17 protein-coding genes and 1 tRNA gene are annotated in these 18608 nt (G+C 64.9%); 14 read left to right on the top strand and 4 right to left on the bottom strand.

Annotated features, from left to right (window positions below):
• The first annotated feature begins 17 nt into the window (after positions 1-17).
• The 4 genes from RT513_RS01240 (at position 18) to RT513_RS01225 (ending at position 3442) form a co-directional block, all read left to right on the top strand.
• Positions 18-1262, top strand: coding sequence for an ABC transporter substrate-binding protein (locus tag RT513_RS01240; protein ID WP_290689618.1), 1245 nt, complete (start codon positions 18-20; stop codon positions 1260-1262).
• Positions 1263-1265: 3 nt separating this feature from the next.
• Positions 1266-2054, top strand: coding sequence for an ABC transporter ATP-binding protein (locus RT513_RS01235; protein ID WP_088216113.1), 789 nt, complete (start codon positions 1266-1268; stop codon positions 2052-2054).
• An 11-nt stretch (positions 2055-2065) separates the two neighbouring features.
• Positions 2066-3280, top strand: a complete 1215-nt coding sequence (locus RT513_RS01230; RefSeq protein WP_290689616.1) for a phenylacetate--CoA ligase family protein — start codon at positions 2066-2068, stop codon at positions 3278-3280.
• 87 nt (positions 3281-3367) lie between these two features.
• Positions 3368-3442 (top strand) — tRNA-Gly (locus RT513_RS01225).
• Positions 3443-4118: 676 nt separating this feature from the next.
• Here RT513_RS01225 and RT513_RS01220 read toward each other — a convergent pair.
• Entirely contained in the window at positions 4119-4394 is a 276-nt protein-coding gene (locus RT513_RS01220) for a hypothetical protein (RefSeq protein WP_290689614.1), read from the bottom strand.
• A gap of 704 nt (positions 4395-5098) precedes the next feature.
• Between RT513_RS01220 and gfa the strand changes: the two genes are divergently transcribed.
• The 6 genes from gfa (at position 5099) to RT513_RS01190 (ending at position 11237) form a co-directional block, all read left to right on the top strand.
• A complete protein-coding gene (gene gfa / locus RT513_RS01215) occupies positions 5099-5683 on the top strand; it encodes an S-(hydroxymethyl)glutathione synthase (RefSeq protein WP_088213922.1) in 585 nt (194 codons plus the stop codon).
• Between the two features lie 90 nt (positions 5684-5773).
• On the top strand, positions 5774-6904 hold the full coding sequence (locus RT513_RS01210) for an S-(hydroxymethyl)glutathione dehydrogenase/class III alcohol dehydrogenase (RefSeq protein ID WP_290689613.1): 1131 nt from the start codon (positions 5774-5776) through the stop codon (positions 6902-6904).
• Positions 6905-7092: 188 nt separating this feature from the next.
• Positions 7093-7494 carry a cytochrome c family protein gene (locus RT513_RS01205; protein ID WP_290689611.1) on the top strand — a complete coding sequence of 134 codons (402 nt, stop codon included), beginning with the start codon at positions 7093-7095 and terminating at the stop codon, positions 7492-7494.
• A 102-nt stretch (positions 7495-7596) separates the two neighbouring features.
• Entirely contained in the window at positions 7597-8400 is an 804-nt protein-coding gene (locus tag RT513_RS01200; RefSeq protein WP_290689610.1) for a M55 family metallopeptidase, read from the top strand.
• 112 nt (positions 8401-8512) lie between these two features.
• Positions 8513-10195, top strand: coding sequence for a Na/Pi cotransporter family protein (locus tag RT513_RS01195; RefSeq protein ID WP_290689609.1), 1683 nt, complete (start codon positions 8513-8515; stop codon positions 10193-10195).
• Between the two features lie 70 nt (positions 10196-10265).
• On the top strand, positions 10266-11237 hold the full coding sequence (locus tag RT513_RS01190; RefSeq protein ID WP_290689607.1) for a collagen-binding domain-containing protein: 972 nt from the start codon (positions 10266-10268) through the stop codon (positions 11235-11237).
• A gap of 35 nt (positions 11238-11272) precedes the next feature.
• Here the strand turns inward: RT513_RS01190 and RT513_RS01185 are convergent, their stop codons facing one another.
• Genes RT513_RS01185 through ccmI form a run of 3 tightly spaced genes read right to left on the bottom strand, consistent with a single transcriptional unit; the run spans position 11273 to position 13172 of the window.
• Positions 11273-11476 carry a DUF1289 domain-containing protein gene (locus tag RT513_RS01185; protein WP_035740877.1) on the bottom strand — a complete coding sequence of 68 codons (204 nt, stop codon included), beginning with the start codon at positions 11474-11476 and terminating at the stop codon, positions 11273-11275.
• Positions 11466-11954, bottom strand: coding sequence for a Holliday junction resolvase RuvX (gene ruvX / locus RT513_RS01180; RefSeq protein WP_088213916.1), 489 nt, complete (start codon positions 11952-11954; stop codon positions 11466-11468). Before ruvX ends, RT513_RS01185 begins: the two co-directional genes overlap by 11 nt.
• 6 nt (positions 11955-11960) lie before the next feature.
• Positions 11961-13172, bottom strand: a complete 1212-nt coding sequence (ccmI, locus tag RT513_RS01175) for a c-type cytochrome biogenesis protein CcmI (protein ID WP_290689605.1) — start codon at positions 13170-13172, stop codon at positions 11961-11963.
• Between the two features lie 208 nt (positions 13173-13380).
• Here ccmI and RT513_RS01170 point away from each other — a divergent pair, with 208 nt between their 5' ends.
• Genes RT513_RS01170 through RT513_RS01155 form a run of 4 tightly spaced genes read left to right on the top strand, consistent with a single transcriptional unit; the run spans position 13381 to position 18520 of the window.
• Complete coding sequence (locus RT513_RS01170; RefSeq protein ID WP_088213914.1) at positions 13381-14628, top strand: sarcosine oxidase subunit beta family protein; 1248 nt, start codon at positions 13381-13383, stop codon at positions 14626-14628.
• A gap of 10 nt (positions 14629-14638) precedes the next feature.
• Positions 14639-14977, top strand: a complete 339-nt coding sequence (locus tag RT513_RS01165) for a sarcosine oxidase subunit delta (protein WP_088213913.1) — start codon at positions 14639-14641, stop codon at positions 14975-14977.
• Positions 14974-17991, top strand: a complete 3018-nt coding sequence (locus tag RT513_RS01160; RefSeq protein ID WP_290689602.1) for a sarcosine oxidase subunit alpha family protein — start codon at positions 14974-14976, stop codon at positions 17989-17991. Before RT513_RS01165 ends, RT513_RS01160 begins: the two co-directional genes overlap by 4 nt.
• The gene (locus RT513_RS01155) at positions 17984-18520 is read left to right on the top strand and encodes a sarcosine oxidase subunit gamma (protein ID WP_290689600.1); all 537 of its coding nucleotides are present in this window, start codon (positions 17984-17986) and stop codon (positions 18518-18520) included. The genes RT513_RS01160 and RT513_RS01155 overlap by 8 nt, the downstream gene beginning before the upstream one ends.
• The last annotated feature ends 88 nt before the right edge of the window (positions 18521-18608 follow it).

Genomic DNA, 18608 nt, shown 5'->3' with positions numbered 1-18608 from the left:
GGAAAATGGGAGGAAACATGGGACTGAAATGGATGCGTGGCGGCGCGATGACCGCGGTGGTTCTGGCGGGACTGGCCTTTGGCGGCCCCGCGCGCGCCGATGACGTGAAGATCGGCCTGCTGCAGGATTTCACGGCCGTCTATACCTTCGTCACCGGGCAGTACAATCAGGGTCAGCGGGACTACCTGACGCTGGTGAACGCGGAAGGCGGCATCGACGGGACCAAGTTCGAGGCTATCGTGCGCGATCACGGCAACCAGCCGCAGCGTGGCATTGAAGCCTACAACCGCGCCCGCGATGAGGGTGCGATCCTGTTCGACTTCCTGTCGACGCCCGTTTCCGCGGCGATGATCGACAGCGTGAACAAGGACAAGGTAGTGCTCATCACGCCGGTTCACGGGCGCGGTGATGCTTCGGACGGGGAGGTCTTTCCTTATATCTTTCCGATGATGGCGACCTATTGGTCGCAGGCAGCGAACCTTGTCGAATACATGAAGTCGCACGGCGGTCTGGAAGGCAAGAAGATCGCCATCGTGCACATCGACAGCCCCTTCGGCCGCGAGCCGCTGCCGATCCTGAACGATCTGGCCGAAAAGGAGAAGTTCGAGGTCAAGGCATTCCCGTATGCCAGCCCCGGCAACGAACAGTCCGCCGCATGGTCGGAAGTCCGGCGTTACCGGCCGGATTACGTGATGATCTGGGGCGCGGGCGGCGGGCAGGCGGTCTCCGTCCGCACGGCGATCCAGAACGGCATCGATCCGAACAGCATCTATTCCGTCATCTGGCTGGCGGAGACGGATGCCGCGAACGTGGGCGCGGCCCAGATGAAGGGCGTCAAGCGCTTCGAGGCGACGGCTTCCGGCATGGACAGCCCCATCCTCGAGCGCATCCAGTCCAAGGTGATCGACGCCGGTCACGGGGCGGGCGACAAGGCCAATGTCGGCACCAGCTATTACAACCTCGGCGTGGCCACGATGGCTGTCGCGGTGGAGGGGGCGCGGCTCGCGCTGGCCGACGGCGGTGGTCCGCTGACGGGTGAGAAGCTGAAGGCCGGGTTCGAGAAGATCGTCGATTTCGATGCCGAAGGGCTGATGCCGCCGATCACCATCACGGCGACGGATCATCAGGGCGGCGGTGCCGGACGGGTGTCCGAATGGGACGGCTCCGCCTGGGTGCCGGTTTCCGACTGGCACCCGGCCTATCAGGATGTCGTGCGGGCGGAGATCGAGAGTTCGGCTGCGAAATACAAGGCGGGGAACTGACCCATGCCGGGGCTCGTCCTCGAGAATGTCGAGGTGATCTATGACAAGGTGTTCCTCGCCATCAAGGGCGTGTCCCTGGAAGTCGGGGAGGGCGAGGTTGTCGCCCTTCTCGGCTCCAACGGCGCGGGAAAATCGACCACGCTGAAGGCGATCTCCGGCCTGCTCGGGCCGGAGCGCGGGCTTGTCACACGCGGCACGATCCGCTTCGGGGAACATGACCTGCTGAAGATGGGACCGCCCGAACGGGTGGCCGACGGTTTGGTGCATGTGCTGGAAGGACGGCGGATATTCGGCCATCTCACACCGGATGAGAACCTGATCGCTGCCTATCGCGGCGGCAATTCCGCCCGCTACAACGAGCTTCGCGAACAGGTTTACGACTACTTCCCCCGCCTGAAGGAGCGTATCCGCTCCAAGGCCGGATATCTCTCGGGCGGGGAGCAGCAGATGCTCGCCATCGGACGCGCGCTGATGACGGAGCCGAAGCTCGTCATGCTGGACGAGCCCTCGCTCGGCCTGTCACCGATTCTGGTGCAGGAGATCTTCGCGATCATCCGCAAGATCAATGAGGAGCAGGGGCTCTCCGTGCTGCTGGTGGAACAGAACGCGGCCGCGACGCTGGATGTGGTGAGCCGAGCCTATCTCATAGAGAACGGTCAGGTGGTGATGTCGGGTGCGGCGGAGGTTCTGAAAAGCAACCCGGACGTGCAGGACTTCTACCTCGGGGGCGGCGGCAAGGTCGATTATCGCAATGTGAAGCACTACCGCCGGCGCAAACGCTGGCTGGCTTGAAGGAGAACGCCATGGGCGAACCCTACGACCAGGCGGAAACCCTGGATCCTCCCGCACGTGACAAGGTTCTGTTCACACGGCTGAATGCGGCGCTATCCCGCGTGCGCGGTGAGCAGCCCTATTGGGCGGATCGCCTAAAGGATAGTCCTGAGCGGGTGGAGGACTGGAACGGGTTATCGGCGCTGCCGGTGCTTCGGAAGTCCGACCTTTCCGCCCTGCAGAAGGCCGCCCCTCCCTTCGGCGGCCTCACCGCGACCGAGCGGGGGCAGCTTCGGCGGCTTTTCATCTCCCCCGGCCCGATCTTCGACCCGGAGGGCAAGGGGCCGGACTGGTGGGGCGCGGCGCGGGCGCTGCATGCGGCGGGGCTCCGGCAGGGGGACGTCGTGCTCAACACCTTCTCCTACCACCTGACGCCCGCGGCCTTCATGTTCGAAAGCGGCGCGGAGGCGATCGGCTGCGCGGTGATCCCGACAGGCCCCGGCAATACCGCGGATCAACTCATCGCCATCGAGCAATTCCAGCCGAGCGCCTATGTGGGCACGCCGGATTTCCTCAAGATCATTCTGGACAAGGGGGCGGAGCAGGGCGCGGATACCAGCTCGCTTCGGATGGCGCTCGTCTCCGGCGCGGCGCTTCCCGAGTCGCTTCGGCTGGAGCTTGCCGGGCGGGGCGTGCAGGTTCGTCAGTGTTACGGCACCGCGGATCTGGGCATCGTCGCCTATGAGGGCGATGGCCCCGGCATGGTGGTAAACGAAGGTGTGCTGCTGGAAATCGTGCGCCCCGGCACTGGGGAGCCCCTGCCAGACGGAGAGGTGGGCGAAGTCGTGGTCACCCGGCTTTCGGCCGATTACCCGCTCTTCCGATTTGCCACGGGCGATTTGTCCGCGATCCTGAGCGGCCCATCGGAGGATGGCAGGACCAACCGGAGGATCCGCGGTTGGCTGGGCCGCGCAGATCAGGCGACAAAGGTGAAGGGCATGTTCGTCCGGCCCGAGCAGGTAGCCGCCGTCGCCCGCTCCGTGGCGGGAACCGGCAAGGTGCGGCTCGTGGTCAAACGCGAAGGCGAACAGGACCGGATGGAGCTCTGGGCTGAACATGCCGCCGCCGCTGCCGCCGACCGACTGGGTGAGAAGCTCGCCGAAGTTACCAAGCTGAAGGGCGTGGTGCGCATCGTGCCGCCAGGAACGCTGCCGAACGACGGCAAGGTCATCGCGGACGAGCGATAGGTAACCCGAAGATCGCGGTGAGAGCCGGGGCGAAGGCAGCCATCGCCCCTTGCGCAGCGAGGGCAGGGGATGTTACACGATCCGCGCGCGGGTGTAGTTCAGAGGTAGAACGTCAGCTTCCCAAGCTGAATGTCGTGGGTTCGATTCCCATCGCCCGCTCCATTTCCTCAGAAATGTGCAGCAATATAGCGTGTTGTGTCTCGCCGAAAATCCGGGTCGAACTTCCATCGCCGCTACTGCAACCGAGCGACTCGCCGTCGATCGATGCCCTTTTCATGAAGTTCGGAAAGTTCGGCCTGAGTTGAGTATGGCCGCGCACGGTGATGAGCTATAGCCGGGAGCAGGTAGCCCGGTCGCTTTCCGATACCGGAGAAGGGGCGATTTTCCAGACCGCCTTATGGTATCAGCGGCGAAATATGCGGCCAAGCGGAGCCCGTCGAAAATTCTGAACCCCTGTGGTGGTAATTTTCCCCGTCACGACCGCCGCGCGTGCGGGTCTGTAGAACGGAGGCGGCATCGGTTGTCACCTCGGCAGACCATCGGCTTCTACCACCGGCGATCCTCGGCGCGAGTCCCCGCGGATGAACCGTCGGGTTTGTGGCTCGGTCATCATGGCTTGACGGGGGGTTACCGGATCCCCTCTCGCGGACTTCTCGGGGACACGTCCGATGCGAGGTCGGTTAACGATTGCTCCAGCGGCGAATGAAGGGCCTGTCTATCGCTGGCGGAACAGCATCGCAGGATTGCCCACGCCCAGCAGGTCGCCCGTCGCGACGTGCTCTCGGCAGGATACTGGCGCCGACTTCAGGATTTTCCATCTGCCACGACCGTCGCCGGGCTATTTCGCCCGCCGGATCTTCATTGCGGTGGCAATAGGATCCGCGGCAAGATCATCGGGATGCAGCTCTGCCACAGGGATCGGCGGCAGCCCGATCGAGATCCGGAGATGCTGGGGCCAGCTGTCTGCCAGATACGGACGCTGCGCCACGATCCGGATATGCGCCTCCGTTAGCGGGACACCCGGCGCGAGGCAGATATCGTCGCTGTGACTGTCATACTCAATTTTGCCCGTCTCCAACTCTCTCAGCAGGCGCTCATGGTCTTCGTGGGTCATCGGATCATCCTCAATCAATATAACGAAGATCATCGCGCTGCGGGGAAAGCAGGGTGGAGGACAACGCAATCAAATTTTCTTGGGCCCGAGCGTGTATGGAAGCATAAAACCCACTGAAAGTACGAAAAATTTTCCATTGTTATAACTATTTAAGGATAGCTTTCGGGAAGAGGCGGTTCGCCTTACCGTTCGCTTCCGGTATTCGCGGAGCATGGCCATGATGCTGCGGCGACTTCCGACAGTGATCTGGTTGACCCGCCCGTTCTCAACAGGGTCGAATTCAGCGATCAGGAGAGCGAAGCGTCGGCGGGCTGAATGGGCCGTTCAGGGCACGGTTTTCTCCGCAACGCCGGTCCGAGCCGCGCGACGCGGTTTTACCTGATCGCCCGGGTGGAGGCGGGACGCGTTGGACCTTCATGGGGCAAGTCATCCCGAGAAATTATTGAATACAAAGGAGCCACCGCAGCTGACGTCAGACACTTGCACCTTGATTTTCCTTAAAAATTTCTGATCTCGCTATCGCAACGTCCGCAGCGAACGCCCAATCCCGAGACGGGAATTTTTTGCTTTCTGGAAATGGTCGGGAAAGTGAGCGCTCCGCTTCTCCACCCTTTTGCTGAATTGTTTCATGCGCGCCCTCTGCGCAGAATTCCAGCGTGTTCGGTTTGTGGCTGGCCGCCCGCCGAAGCAAGGGAGGGTATTCCATGACTTATGAAAATGTAGAGATTCATCCGGCAGTGGACGGGGGCGTTCATCCGGGGAAAGCGGATTTTGCAGGGGGAACGCTGAAATGCCATTGCGCCAGCAACCCTGTCGAAGTGAAGGTTTCGCACCAGACCGCGCATAACCACGTCTGTGGCTGCACCAAATGCTGGAAGCCGGAAGGCGCGACCTTTGCTCAGATCGCGGTGGTCCCGAGGGATCATGTGCAGGTAACGCAGAATGGCGACAAGCTGAAGATCGTCAACGAACAGGCGGCGATCCAGCGTCACGCCTGCAAGGATTGCGGCGTGCACATGTATGGCCGGATCGAGTCGACCGACCACCCCTTCCATGGTCTGGACTTTGTTCATACCGAGCTGTCCGCCGAGGATGGCTGGGCTGCGCCCGAATTCGCCGCCTTCGTTTCTTCGGTGATCGAGTCCGGTGTCTCCCCTGACCGTATGGAGGGTATCCGGGGCCGGCTGCGCGAGCTGAAGCTGGAGCCCTACGATTGCCTCTCGCCGCCGCTTATGGATGCGATCGCCACCTTCGTGGCCAAGAAGAACGGCGTTCTGGCCGCGGCCTGATCCGCCGGGTCTGGGGTGCCGGTGCGAACGTTTGCGCCGGCGCCACCCGTGCGGGGCCTGAACGCCCGGCATAGCGAGATGGAGATTTCGATGCGCACCCGTGCTGCCGTCGCCCTGGAAGCCGGTAAACCGCTTGAGGTGATGGAAGTGAACCTCGAAGGCCCGAAAGCGGGTGAGGTTCTGGTGGAGATGAAGGCGACCGGCATCTGCCATACCGATGAGTTCACCTTGTCAGGGGCCGATCCCGAAGGCCTCTTTCCGGTCATTCTCGGTCATGAGGGGGCCGGGGTCGTGCTGGAGGTCGGGCCGGGGGTCACGACGCTGAAACCCGGCGATCACGTCATCCCGCTCTATACGCCGGAATGTCGGCAATGCCCCTCCTGTCTTAGCCGCAAGACGAACCTCTGCACGGCGATCCGCTCCACTCAAGGGCAGGGCGTGATGCCGGATGGAACGACCCGGTTCACCATGCTGGATGGCACGCCGATCCTGCACTACATGGGCTGTTCGACCTTCGCCAACCACACGGTCCTGCCGGAGATCGCACTGGCCAAAGTTCGGGATGACGCGCCGTTTGAAAAGATCTGCTACATCGGCTGTGGCGTCACCACGGGAGTGGGAGCGGTAATCAACACGGCGAAAGTGGAGATCGGCTCCAAGGCGGTGGTTTTCGGACTGGGCGGGATCGGCCTGAACGTCATTCAGGGCCTGAAGCTTGCCGGGGCCGACATGATCATCGGCGTGGATCTCAACGATGACAAGAAAAGCTGGGGCGAACGCTTCGGCATGACCCATTTCGTCAACCCGCGGAACATCGAAGGCTCTGTCGTCCAGCATATCGTGGACATGACCAAGACACCTTTCGATCAGATCGGGGGCGCGGACTATTCCTTCGACTGCACCGGCAACGTGAAGGTGATGCGCGACGCGCTGGAGTGCACGCATCGTGGGTGGGGTGTCTCGGTTGTGATCGGCGTGGCCCCAGCCGGGGCGGAGATTCAGACCCGGCCGTTTCAGCTGGTCACCGGCAGAGTGTGGAAAGGCTCCGCCTTCGGAGGCGCGAGGGGGCGCACCGATGTCCCGAGGATCGTGGACTGGTATATGGAAGGCAAGATTCAGATCGATCCGATGATCACCCATTACCTGACCCTCGACGAGATCAACACCGGGTTTGATCTGATGCGCGAAGGCAAGTCGATACGCTCGGTAGTGATCTACTGAGGCCGTTCCACGGGCGGCGGGAGCGAGGGAACCTGCCTGTTGAGAATACAAAAATCGCTCCGTCTGCGGATTGAACCACTCCTATTCCGCTGTCGGCTCGGTTATGGAGAAGCGGATGTGCTCCGGCAGGATTACCAGTCAGAACACAGGCGCGAACTCGCCAAACTCTGGCTAATGGAGGAGAAGCCATGTTTCGTCTGACCAAGTCCGTTCCCGCATCGCTTGCTGCGATCGTTCTGGCGGTGAGCGCACTGCCTGCGCTTGCGGAGGGTGACCCTGCGAAGGGCGAGAAATCCTTCCGCAAATGCGCGATCTGCCATGCGGTTGAGGCGGGAGCGCCGAACAAGGCAGGTCCGAACCTGCACGACGTCGTCGGGCGCAAGACCGCCTCGCTGGAAGGGTTTACCTATTCCGACGCGATGAAGAAGCTGGGTGACGACGGTCACATCTGGACGCCGGAGGAGATCGACCACTTCATCACCGATCCGAAGGCAATGGTGCCGGGAACCAAGATGGCGTTCGCGGGCGTGAAAAAGCCCGAGGAGCGTGCGGATATCATCGCCTATCTGCAGAGCCTCAACGCCGACTGATCCGCTGACCGGCGACCGAGCCTCTTGACGCGCCCCATCCGGCATGGCTTCCCCTTGCGGGAGGGCCGCCGGATGGTGGCGGTACAGGACGGGAGAGGACGCATGAAGGTTTTCATCAGCGCGGACATGGAAGGCACTGCCGGGATCACCGCTTGGGACGAACTGGAACGCGCTCACCCCGATTATGCTCAGTTTCAGGGCTATATGACGGCGGAGGTCGCCGCCGCCTGCGAAGGCGCGCGTGCCGCGGGCGCGACCGAGATCGTGGTGAAGGATGCGCACGAAAGCGCGCGTAACCTGATCCTTGACCGGCTGCCGGAGGGTGTCCGGGTCATCAGGGGCTGGAGCGGCCACCCTGACTCCATGATGTTCGGTATCGACAGCAGTTTCGATGCCGCCATCTACACCGGGTATCATGCAAAGGCGGGAAGCGATACGAACCCGCTGGCGCATACGATGAACGGGCGGATCGGTCGGCTGCTCATCAACGGTGAGGTTGCCTCCGAATTCACGATGAACAGTCTTTGTGCCGCGCGTTACGGTGTGCCATCGGCCTTTCTGGCGGGGGATGCTGGCATCTGCGCCGATGCAGCGGGTCTCGTGCCCGGCATCGCGACGCTGACGACCGGGCAGGGCTATGGCAACGCGACGGTCTCCCTCGCCCCGATCGAGGCCGTGCGCCGCATTCGTGCAGGCGTGGAAAAAGTGCTCCGCGGTGATTTTCGCGCCGCCCTGCCTGCGCTCGCTTCGGACTATGAGATGGTCATCGAATTCTCCACCCCCGGCGACGCCTATCGCGGAAGCTGGTATCCGGGTGTCGAGCAGACGGGGCCGCGCAGTATCCGCTTCATCGCCAGGGACTTCTTCGAGATTCAGCGCGCCTTCCGGTTTGTCGGCAGTGCGTGATTGATCGGGTTTGTCGCAAAACTGTTACAATCCTTGCAACCGCCATGGAATGCTGCAACTCTGAGGTTCTAACACGGACCTCTGCAGGCCCGGTGACCGGGGGGCTTGCGCCATGGTGCCAACGTCTGATCCAACTGTTCAACTCATCGACCTGATCGGTGCGGCCGCACTTTTGCTGCTGGGACTTCGGCTTATCAAGCTCGGTGTGCTCCGTGCTTTCGGGGCGACGTTGCGGCAGTGGATCGCGCGCGGCACCCGCAACCGGGTGGCAGCCGCATTCTGGGGGTTCCTTGCCACGCTGGGCTTGCAGTCCAGCACGGCGACGGCGGCGATGACGGGGTCTTTCGTCGCGCGCGACATTCTGGACCCGCGGATGGCGCAAGCGGTGATGCTGGGGGCGAATCTCGGCACCGCTGTCGTCGCGCTGATTCTCTCTCGCGATATTCACTGGCTGGGGAGCGCTTTGATCGCCGTGGGCGTGGTGCTCTCCACACCTTCGCGCACCGGCAGGGTGCAGGCCATCGGCAGGAGCCTGCTCGGTCTCGGCCTGATGCTGCTGGCGCTCCGGCTGCTGGGCGGGGTGACGGAGCCGCTCCGCCATTCCCCGACGCTCGCCGTGGTGATGGCCTCGCTCGACAATGCCCCGATCTTCGCCGTGCTGCTGGCTGCCGGACTTGCGGTCCTGGGTTCTTCCAGCCTTGCCGTGGTGTTCCTCATCATGGCGCTGGCGGGTGCCGGGACAATTTCACCGGCGCTGGTCGTGTGTCTGGTGGCGGGGGCCAATCTGGGGGGCGCGATCCCTGCCTATCTGGCTGTCGCAGGGGAAGGTGTGGCAGCGCGGCGGTTGGCATTATCCAATCTGCTGGTTCGCGCGGCGGGGGCGGTGGTCGCCACACTTTTCGCGGGTAGCATTGCCGCGGTGCTGGAACCCTATCTGTCGCAGGGTATGTTGGCGGTAGGGCTGCATGTGCTTTTCAACCTTACGTTGCTGATTGTGTTCCTGCCGCTCATCGCCCCGCTGGGGCGGCTGATGGAACGGCTTCTCCCGCAGGGACCGGGGACAGAAGGCGCGCCCAGTTATCTCGACGACAGTCTTCTTGCCACACCGGGGCTGGCGCTTGCCGTTGCCGCGCGCGAGGCGCTCCGGCTCGGCGATCTGGTCGGTCAGATGCTCGACCGTTCCGAGCAATCCCTCCGCTCGGGGGATGAGATGGCGGTGCAGGAGGTCGCGCGTCTGGAGCGGGAGGTGGACCGTCTGCATGAGGCGATCAAGCTCTACGTCTCCCGGCTCGGCCAACAGGAGATGGACGCGGTGGACAGCCATCGGGCGAGCGAGATCATCTCCTATGCCATCAACCTCGAGCATGTGGGCGACATTGTCGAAAGCGGGCTGGCGGAGATCGCCGCAAAGCGCATCCGAAAGCGCCTGACCCTCTCGCCCGAGGGGCTGGATGAACTTTCGCGCTTCTTCGCCCATACGCGAGAAAATCTGCGGCTTGCACAGGCGATCTTCCTGTCACGCGACACCGACCTTGCGCGCCAGCTCATCAATGGCAAGGTGATGGCGCGCAAGATCGAGGCGGGCTCCGCGGAACGCCATCTCGCGCGGCTTCGGGCCGGGCGGGTCGAAACGATCGAAACGAGCACGATCCACCTCGACCTGCTGCGCGATCTGAAGCGGGTGAATGCTCACCTTGCCTCCGTCGCCTATCCGATTCTAGAGGAAATCGGTGCTTTGGGTGAGAGCCGCCTGACGCCGGCCAGCAAGTCGGTCACGCCCGTTAACCAACTATAACTTATATAATTTTATAAGATTGGTGATCCATTATACTGGCTTGGTGTAGAGTCGGTTAAAGGGTTTCATCATGTCGAAGATTTGCGGGTTCACGGCGCTGGCGATGCTGGTGTCGGGCCCTGTCGTGGCGGCGCCGTTGAACTTTCAGGACATCCTGCAACAGTTCAATCTGGTCGTGCTCGGTAACGCGACAAACAGCAGTGAGGTCGAGGGCCGGACTTATGTCGGCGGCAACCTCAGCGGAACATCGAACTACTGGATCGGCGGTTCCCATGACCCGCAGGCCCCGTCAGACTATGCGGCGCTGACCGTAGGCGGAACGCTGACCGGCACCGTGCAGGTGAACAATGGCGGCGCGGTCGTGGTCGGCGGCAATGCCACGGGGATCAATCTGAACGGAGGCGGGACTGCGCGTATCGGAGGTGTGGCGACGCAGGTCCAGGGCGGCGCCGTTACATCGGGTGCCTCGGGAAGTGCCGGCTTCTCCGACCTGTTTCCGGTCTCCATCGAGCAGACGGTGAGCGAAGCCTCCCTGTCTTTCGGAAATCTTGGCGGCGACGCCGTTACCATTACCGGAAACACGGCATATTTCGGCAGCGGGATGGCTGGCCTGACCATCTATGAGATGACGCTGGCTCAGGTTTCCGCGTTGGGACAGGTGGATTTCTCCCGGCTGGGTGTGGGCGAGAGTATCCTGATAAACGTGACCGGCGCTGGAACAGGAAGTTTTCTTGCCAACCCGCTGGGCGGAACCGGGGCGGCGGAGCATGTGCTGTGGAATTTCGCGGGCGCGACGGACCTAACCCTTCAGGGTATCGTGGGATCGGTGCTGGCGCCGCTGACCCATGTCATCGTCACCAACCCGGTGGAGGGAACGCTGATCGCGGGCAGCGCAACGCTCAACAGCGAAGTTCACCTCAGGCCGGCTCGGGGAAGCTATCTCCCCCCGGATCCACCTGCGCCCGTGCCCCTGCCGGCCGCTCTGCCGCTGCTGCTTGCGGGCCTCGGCGCAATGGGTCTGGCGGCGAAGCGGCGTCACTGATGATTGTGAGGGTGGCTGCCTTGCGGCCACCCCGCTCAGGCGGAGCGACGGCCCCGGCGGCTGACCCGCCCGGCGCGGGAGGGCAGTTCGGCCATGATCTCCGCCCGTTCCTCGGCGCTCATGCGTGTCCACATGCCGATCTCCATGGTGGTGCGGAAGCATCCGGTGCAGATCCGCTCCTTCGGGTCGATCTGGCAGACCTTGACGCAGGGCGTTTCGATCCCCCGTTCAATCCGCATCCTTCCGCTCCTCCTTCATGTAGCGCATCCGGTCCAGCGCGCCTTGAAGGATATAGGCAGCCGCGACGTTGTCGATAAGCTCTCCGCGGCGCTTACGTGACGTGTCGGCCTCCAGAAGCGCCCGCTCCGCTGCGACGGTGGAGAGGCGCTCGTCCCAGAAACCGATGGGCAGGTCCGTCAGACGGGAAAGGTTGCGGGCGAAGGCGCGGGTTGACTGGGCGCGCGGGCCTTCGCTGCCGTCCATGTTCTTCGGCAGGCCAAGCAGGAAACCGCCCAGCGAGCGGCCCTTGGCAATGTCGAGAAGCCGTGCCGCGTCCGCGCTGAACTTGGACCGGCGGACGGTTTCCAGCGGCGTGGCGACGCCCATCAGGATGTCGGACACCGCGACCCCCACGGTCTTCTCTCCAAGGTCCAGCCCGGCGATGCCGCGAACGGGGGGGAGGGCAGCGGCAAAATCCGCGATGTCGTCATAGACCATGGCGCCTCACAATCCGGTTACGCCCGCCTTTTCCGCCGCATCGCGGATGGGGGCAAGGGCGGAGTCGCGCCCGGCAAACACTTCCTGCGCTTCGGCCCAGACGGCGGCGGCTTTCTGTCCCTCCCCCAGCACACCGAGCGAGGAGATCAGCCGTGCCCAATCCTCGGGCGGCCCGCCTTCGCGGGAGAGGCGGTCGGAGAGGCGGTCCACCATGCCGCGCACCATGGCGTCGCGATCCTGTGGGGTCATGTCGTCCGCCGCGGATACGTCCGCCGCGGAGGGGCCGGCAATGGGCGGCGCCGCTTCCGGGGGCAGGGTGTAGTCCACCCCGGCGAGCAGCGCGAGGCGCGGCAGGTCCTGCCGGATCGCCGGTATCCAGGGACTGCCGGGAGGGCTGGTTTCCAGCAGATCGCTCCACAGGCGGAAGGCGAGGTCCGGGCGGCCGGTCTGCGCCAGCATCAGGCCGCTGTAGAAACGCGCCGCCGGGTTCTGCGGGTCGCGGCGCAAGGTTTCCGTGAGCGCGGCTTCCGCTTCCGATGACACCCCGCCGCCAGCGGCGAGGATCAGATAATCGGCAAGATCGGCATAGTCGGAGGCCGCCGCGTCACTCCCCTTGAGGGTGACGACCCGCGACTGGGCTGCGGCAGCGGAGGAGAACCGGCCAAGCGCCGCTTCGTTTCTGGCCAGAAGCTGCTGCCCCCGGAGGTCGTCGGGGTTGGCATGAACCGCGGCGCGGAGTTTCTCCATGAGATCAAGGAAGGCCGCGTCCTGCGCCCCGTCGAGCGTGAGGGGCGGGGCGGCGGCCTCCATCTGGGCCTGTGTCGGACGGTTGGCCTTCAGCTCCGCCGCCGCAGCATACCGCGAGGCAAGCGGCATGTCCGGATAATCCGGTGCGCCGAGCTTCAGATAAAGCCCGAAGCCAGCCGCAAGGAGGAGGATCACCGCAAGCCCGGCGACCAGCGGTGCGCCGCGCCCGGCGGGCTGCTCCGTCTCGCGGTCGGCCTCCAGCAGCCGCCGGGAGATCTCCGTGCGCAGGCGCCCCGCTTCCGCTGCGGGCAGGGTGCCGCGTTCGAGATCACGCTCCACCTCCCGCAGCTGGTCGCGATAGACGCGGACATTGGCGTGCTCCGTGTCTTCCTCCCGGCGGGAGCGGAGGGAGAGCAGCAGAACGACCGCTATGGCGAGCGTAAGGGTCGCCGCGGCGATCCAGAAAGGCATGGCTCCTCCGATCTCATGACCTGTTCCATTTAGGACCTCCTGACGGGGGGAGAAAGTCACAATAAGTCGCAGAGCCTGAAAGGCATGTCGTCGCCGAAGGGCTGATGTCGGAAATTTCCCGATTGTGCCGCTTTGCGGCGTGGCCGATAGTCCCGGACGGTGCACAAGCGCCCAAGGGGAAACCCCACCACAGGGAACCGACCGCTCGATGAAACGCTACTCCGTCTTCGCCCTCGCCAGGGAAGCGATGCGACACCAGAAAGGGTGGGAGCGCGCCTGGCGCTCGCCCCAGCCGAAACCGAGATATGACGTGGTGATCGTGGGCGCGGGGGGGCATGGTCTTGCCACCGCCTACTATCTGGGCCGGAATTTCGGCGTGCGGAATGTCGCGGTGATCGAGAAGGGCTGGCTCGGAGGCGGCAACTCCGGGCGGAACACCACGATCATCCGGTCCAACTACCTTCAGGATCCGTCCTCCGCCATCTTCGAGAAGGCGCGCAAGCTCTATGAGACGCTGAGCCAGGACCTGAACTACAACGTGATGTTCTCTCCCCGCGGCGTGATGATGCTGGCGCAGACCCCGCATGAGATGCGGGGTTACCTGCGGACCGTGCAGGCCAACCGTCTGCAGGGCGTGGAGACGGAATGGATCGGGCCGGAGCGGGTGAAATCGCTGGTGCCCATCATGAATATCGACGGGCCGCGCTATCCGGTTCTCGGCGCGCTCTGGCAGCCGCGGGGCGGAACCGCGCGGCATGACGCGGTGAACTGGGGCTATGCGCGCGCCTGCTCCGCCATGGGCATGGACATCATCCAGCAGTGCGAGGTGACGGCCATCCGCTCCGCCAACGGGCAGGTGACGGGGGTAGAGACGACGAAGGGCCGGATCGACTGTGGCAAGCTCGGCATCGTCGTGGCCGGGCATTCCGGTGTGCTGGCGGAGATGGCGGGCTTCCGCCTCCCCATCGAGTCGCTGGCCCTGCAGGCGCTGGTGTCGGAACCGATCAAGCCGGTGCTCGACACGGTCGTGATGGCCAATACGGTGCATGGCTACATCAGCCAGTCAGACAAGGGCGAACTTGTCATCGGCGGCGGCACGGACGGTTTCGTGAACTATGCGCAGCGCGGCTCCTTCCAGCACGTGGAGGAGACGGTCCGCGCGCTGATCGAGACCTTCCCGATCATCTCGCGCCTCAGGATGATGCGGCAATGGGCAGGGATCGTGGACATGACGGGCGACCGCTCGCCGATCCTGTCGGCCACGCCGCTCGGCAACTGCTTCGTCAACTGCGGCTGGGGCACGGGCGGGTTCAAGGCGATCCCCGGCTCAGGCTGGGCGATGGCGGAACTCATTCACAAGGGCGCGCCGGGGCCGCTGGCCGCCGAATTCGGGCTCGGCCGCTTCCGCGAGGGGCGGTTCATCGACGAAAGCGTCGCCGCTGGCGTCGCGCATTGAAAGACCGGCAATGCTGATCCTGACCTGCCCCTACTGCGGTCTCCGCGCGGAGGAGACCGAGCTTCACCCCGGCGGAGAGGCGCATCTGATGCGTCAGGGCCCCGGTTCCGACGATCCTGTCTTTGAGGACTACCTCTTCAACAGGCGGAACCCGAAGGGCGTGCATTTCGAGCGCTGGCGCCATGCCTACGGCTGCGGCAAGTGGTTCAACGCCGCGAGGGACACCGTGACGATGGAGGTGTTCGGCACCTATCCGGCGCAGGTGCCGACCCCTCCCGCCGATCTCATCGCGCATATCAGGGAGCGCCGCCCGGACTGGACTTCCCCCTTTGCGGAGGTGGAGGCATGAGCGCGCGTCTTGCTGCCGGCGGGCGGTTGATCGACCGGACGCGGCCCATGACCTTCACCTTCAACGGACGCGCGCTTACGGGGTATGCGGGCGATACGCTGGCCTCTGCGCTGCTTGCGAACGGGCAGGTGCTGGTGGGGCGGAGCTTCAAGTACCACCGGCCCCGCGGCTTTGTCGCCTCAGGCCCGGAGGAGCCGAACGGGCTGTTCGGCATCGGGCGCGGCGCGCGGTTCGAGCCGAACCAGCGCGGCACCACGGCGGAGCTTTTCGACGGGATGACCGCCGTCAGCCAGAACCACTGGCCAAGCCTCGCCTTCGACATCGGGGCGATCAACGGACGGCTGTCGAAGTTCTTTCCGGCGGGCTTCTACTACAAGACCTTCATGCATCCCCGCCGCGCGTGGGAGAAGCTGTTCGAGCCGGTGATCCGTCACAGCGCGGGCCTTGGCAAACCGCCCGCGGAGCCGGATGCGGATCGCTACGAACACGTTCACCGTCACGTGGATGTGGTGATCGCGGGCGGCGGCATCGCCGGGCTTCAGGCCGCGCTGGTCGCGGGGGAGGCGGGCGCGGACGTGCTTCTGCTGGAGCAGAGCGCCACCTGGGGCGGTCGCGCTCCGGTGGACGGAGAGGAGATCGAGGGCCGCCCCGCAGCCGAGTGGATCGCTGCGACGCTGGCCCGGCTCTCCGCCCTGCCGAATGTGAGCCTGCGCCTTCGCACGATGGCGGCGGGGCTTTACGATCACGGCTACCTGGTCGCGATGGAGCGGCTGGCGGAGCATACGCCGGGCGACGGTCGGCCGCGGCAGCGGCTCTGGCGCATCCGGGCGGGTCAGGTCGTCATGGCGACAGGGGCGATCGAACGGCCCGTTGCCTTTGCCGGGAACGACCTGCCGGGGGTGATGCTCGCCTCTGCCGGGCGGGATTTCCTGGTGAACTGGGGCGTGGCGGTGGGCCAGCGGGTGATCCTCGCGACGGCGAATGACGACGCCTATCGGAGTGCCATCGCACTTGCCGAAGCGGGGGTGACGGTGGTGGCGGTGGTCGATGCCCGCCCCGCCGCCATCGGACCGCTGCCGGACAGGGCGCGGGCGCTCGGCATTCCGGTGGAGACGGGTCGTGGCATCGTGCGCGCCCTGGGCGGCAAGCGAGTGACGGCTGTGACGCTGGGGGTGATCGACGGCACCGGGGTGGAAGGGGAGCACATTCCCTGCGATGCCGTGCTGATGTCTGGCGGTTGGTCGCCAGTCGTGCATCTGTGGAGCCAGGCGGGCGGCAAGCTCTTCTGGGATGGCCAGCTTGCCATGTTCCGTCCCGATGCCCTGCGTGCGCCCACGGGCGACCGGGGCCAGATCGTCGCCGTTGCCGCGGGCGCCGCGAACGGCGCGCTCTCGGCTCAGACGACGCTGGCCGACGCGACGGCGGCCGGGCGGCGTGCCGCCATCGCCATGGGCCGCGAGGTGGGGGAGCCAGATCTGCCGGTCGCCACATCGCCGGAGGAGAAGCCGCTCCGCCCGCTCTGGCATATGCCGGAGGCGGCAGGCCCGGCCTTGCGGGAGAAGATGTTCCTCGACTTCCAGCATGACGTGAAGGTCTCCGACGTGGAGCTTGCCGCGCGCGAAGGCTATGAAAGCGTGGAGCACACCAAGCGCTATACGACGCTCGGCATGGCGACGGATCAGGGAAAGCTGTCGAACATCAACGGCCTTGCCATTCTGGCGGAGGCGCTGGCCGCGCCCATTCCTGCCGTCGGAACCACGACCTTCCGCCCGCCCTATACGCCGATCTCCTTCGGGGCCATCGCGGGGGAGGCGCGGGGCGAGCTGTTTCAGCCGCTGCGGCGGACCCCCATGGATGACTGGCATGCGGAGCACGGCGCGCATTGGGAGCCGGTTGGCCAATGGAGGCGGCCCTATACCTATCCGCGCAAGGGAGAGGATCACGCCGCCTCCGTCGCGCGGGAAATCCGGTCCACGCGGGAGCGGGTCGGGGTGCTCGATGCCTCCACCCTCGGCAAGATCGTGGTGAGCGGGCCTGACGCCGGGCGCTTCCTCGACATGATCTATACCGGGCTGATGTCGTCGCTTGCGGTCGGCAAATGCCGTTACGGGCTGATCTGCAATGAAAACGGCTTTCTGATCGACGACGGCGTGGTGGCGCGGCTGTCGGAGGACAGCTTCCTCGTCCACACCACGACAGGCGGGGCCGATCGCATCCACGCGCATATGGAGGAATGGCTCCAGACCGAATGGTGGGACTGGCAGGTGTTCACCGCCAACGTGACCGAGCAATACGGCCAGATCGCCGTGGTCGGGCCGAAGGCGCGAGCGGTGCTGGAAGCCCTCGGCGGTATCGACGTCTCGCGAGAGGCGCTGCCCTTCATGGGCTGGGTGGAGGGGGAGCTGGCGGGCCATCCGGTGCGGATCTACCGCATCTCCTTCTCGGGTGAACTCTCCTTTGAAATCGCCGTGCCTGCCAGCCGGGCGCGGGCGCTGTGGGATGCGGTTCTGGCGGCGGGCGCGGAGCACGGGATCACCCCCTATGGCACCGAGGCGCTGCATGTGATGCGGGCGGAAAAGGGCTTCATCATGATCGGCGATGAGACGGACGGCACGGTCATCCCGCAGGATCTGGGGCTCGGCTGGGCGATCTCGCGCAAGAAAGCCGATTACATCGGCAAGCGGGCGCAGCAGCGGAGCTTCATGGACAACCCGGACCGGTGGCAGCTTGTCGGTCTGGAAACGGTCGATGGTTCGGTGCTGCCGGATGGCGCGCTGGCCCCGCTCGGGGCGGAGAATGCGAACCGGCAGCGCCGGGTGCAGGGCAGGGTAACGTCCACCTATTTCTCGCCGACGCTGGACCGTGGAATCGCGCTCGGCCTGGTTCATCGTGGCGTGGACAGGATGGGTGAATTCATCGCGTTTCAGGGGCCGACAGAGGACGCGCCCCTCGTGCGGGTGCGCATCGTGAACCCGGTATTCCTCGACGTCGAAGGAGCGCGGCAGAATGTCTGATCTGGGGATCCTGGCCTCCGAAGGTTATGTGAGCGTCGTGGAAGCGCCGACGCCCGGCATGGTGACCCTCCGTTGCCGGGACGGTGCCGCACTGACGGCGGCGCTGAAAGGGGTGGGCCTGACCTTTCCCGATCACCGCGGACGAAGCGTGACGGAGCGGGGCGAAGTGCTCTGGATGTCACCCGACGAGCTTCTGTTGCTCCTGCCGCCGGAAGACGTCGCGCGCATGATCGCAACGCTGGGGGAGACGCTCGACGGAGTGCCGGCTCTCATCGTGGATGTCTCGGACGCCCGTGTCATGTTCCGGCTGACCGGTGCGGGGGCCGGGGAGGTTCTGTCCAAGATCAGCCCCGCCCTCCTGCCGGCGCGGGGAGAGGTGAGGCGCAGCCGTATCGGACAGATCGCCGCGGCCTTCTGGCGCTCCGGCGACGCGGAGATGACGGTGATCTGTTTCCGGTCCGTCGCCGGATATGCGCGCGACCTGCTCTCCCATGCCGCGCGACGAGAAAGTCAGATCGACCCTGTCTGACACATATCGGGGGAGCATCTCCCCCGCAGCCCCTGTCCGGCGTGCAATTCCACCCCCGGTTGCCGCCAGCCCATCGCCCGAAGGAAAA

It is taken from the genome of Haematobacter sp. (genome assembly GCF_032102465.1).
Classification (GTDB): domain Bacteria; phylum Pseudomonadota; class Alphaproteobacteria; order Rhodobacterales; family Rhodobacteraceae; genus Haematobacter.
Note: the sequence above shows the minus strand (reverse complement) of the source record. Positions and strands in the feature narration are given on the sequence as shown.

Bases quoted from the DNA above. Each gene is read 5' to 3' on its own strand.
- RT513_RS01240 (WP_290689618.1), top strand. From the start codon at position 18: ATGGGACTGAAATGGATGCGTGGCGGCGCGATGACCGCGGTGGTTCTG.
- RT513_RS01235 (WP_088216113.1), top strand. From the start codon at position 1,266: ATGCCGGGGCTCGTCCTCGAGAATGTCGAGGTGATCTATGACAAGGTG.
- RT513_RS01230 (WP_290689616.1), top strand. From the start codon at position 2,066: ATGGGCGAACCCTACGACCAGGCGGAAACCCTGGATCCTCCCGCACGT.
- RT513_RS01220 (WP_290689614.1), bottom strand. From the start codon at position 4,394: ATGACCCACGAAGACCATGAGCGCCTGCTGAGAGAGTTGGAGACGGGC.
- gfa (WP_088213922.1), top strand. From the start codon at position 5,099: ATGACTTATGAAAATGTAGAGATTCATCCGGCAGTGGACGGGGGCGTT.
- RT513_RS01210 (WP_290689613.1), top strand. From the start codon at position 5,774: ATGCGCACCCGTGCTGCCGTCGCCCTGGAAGCCGGTAAACCGCTTGAG.
- RT513_RS01205 (WP_290689611.1), top strand. From the start codon at position 7,093: ATGTTTCGTCTGACCAAGTCCGTTCCCGCATCGCTTGCTGCGATCGTT.
- RT513_RS01200 (WP_290689610.1), top strand. From the start codon at position 7,597: ATGAAGGTTTTCATCAGCGCGGACATGGAAGGCACTGCCGGGATCACC.
- RT513_RS01195 (WP_290689609.1), top strand. From the start codon at position 8,513: ATGGTGCCAACGTCTGATCCAACTGTTCAACTCATCGACCTGATCGGT.
- RT513_RS01190 (WP_290689607.1), top strand. From the start codon at position 10,266: ATGTCGAAGATTTGCGGGTTCACGGCGCTGGCGATGCTGGTGTCGGGC.
- RT513_RS01185 (WP_035740877.1), bottom strand. From the start codon at position 11,476: ATGCGGATTGAACGGGGGATCGAAACGCCCTGCGTCAAGGTCTGCCAG.
- ruvX (WP_088213916.1), bottom strand. From the start codon at position 11,954: ATGGTCTATGACGACATCGCGGATTTTGCCGCTGCCCTCCCCCCCGTT.
- ccmI (WP_290689605.1), bottom strand. From the start codon at position 13,172: ATGCCTTTCTGGATCGCCGCGGCGACCCTTACGCTCGCCATAGCGGTC.
- RT513_RS01170 (WP_088213914.1), top strand. From the start codon at position 13,381: ATGAAACGCTACTCCGTCTTCGCCCTCGCCAGGGAAGCGATGCGACAC.
- RT513_RS01165 (WP_088213913.1), top strand. From the start codon at position 14,639: ATGCTGATCCTGACCTGCCCCTACTGCGGTCTCCGCGCGGAGGAGACC.
- RT513_RS01160 (WP_290689602.1), top strand. From the start codon at position 14,974: ATGAGCGCGCGTCTTGCTGCCGGCGGGCGGTTGATCGACCGGACGCGG.
- RT513_RS01155 (WP_290689600.1), top strand. From the start codon at position 17,984: ATGTCTGATCTGGGGATCCTGGCCTCCGAAGGTTATGTGAGCGTCGTG.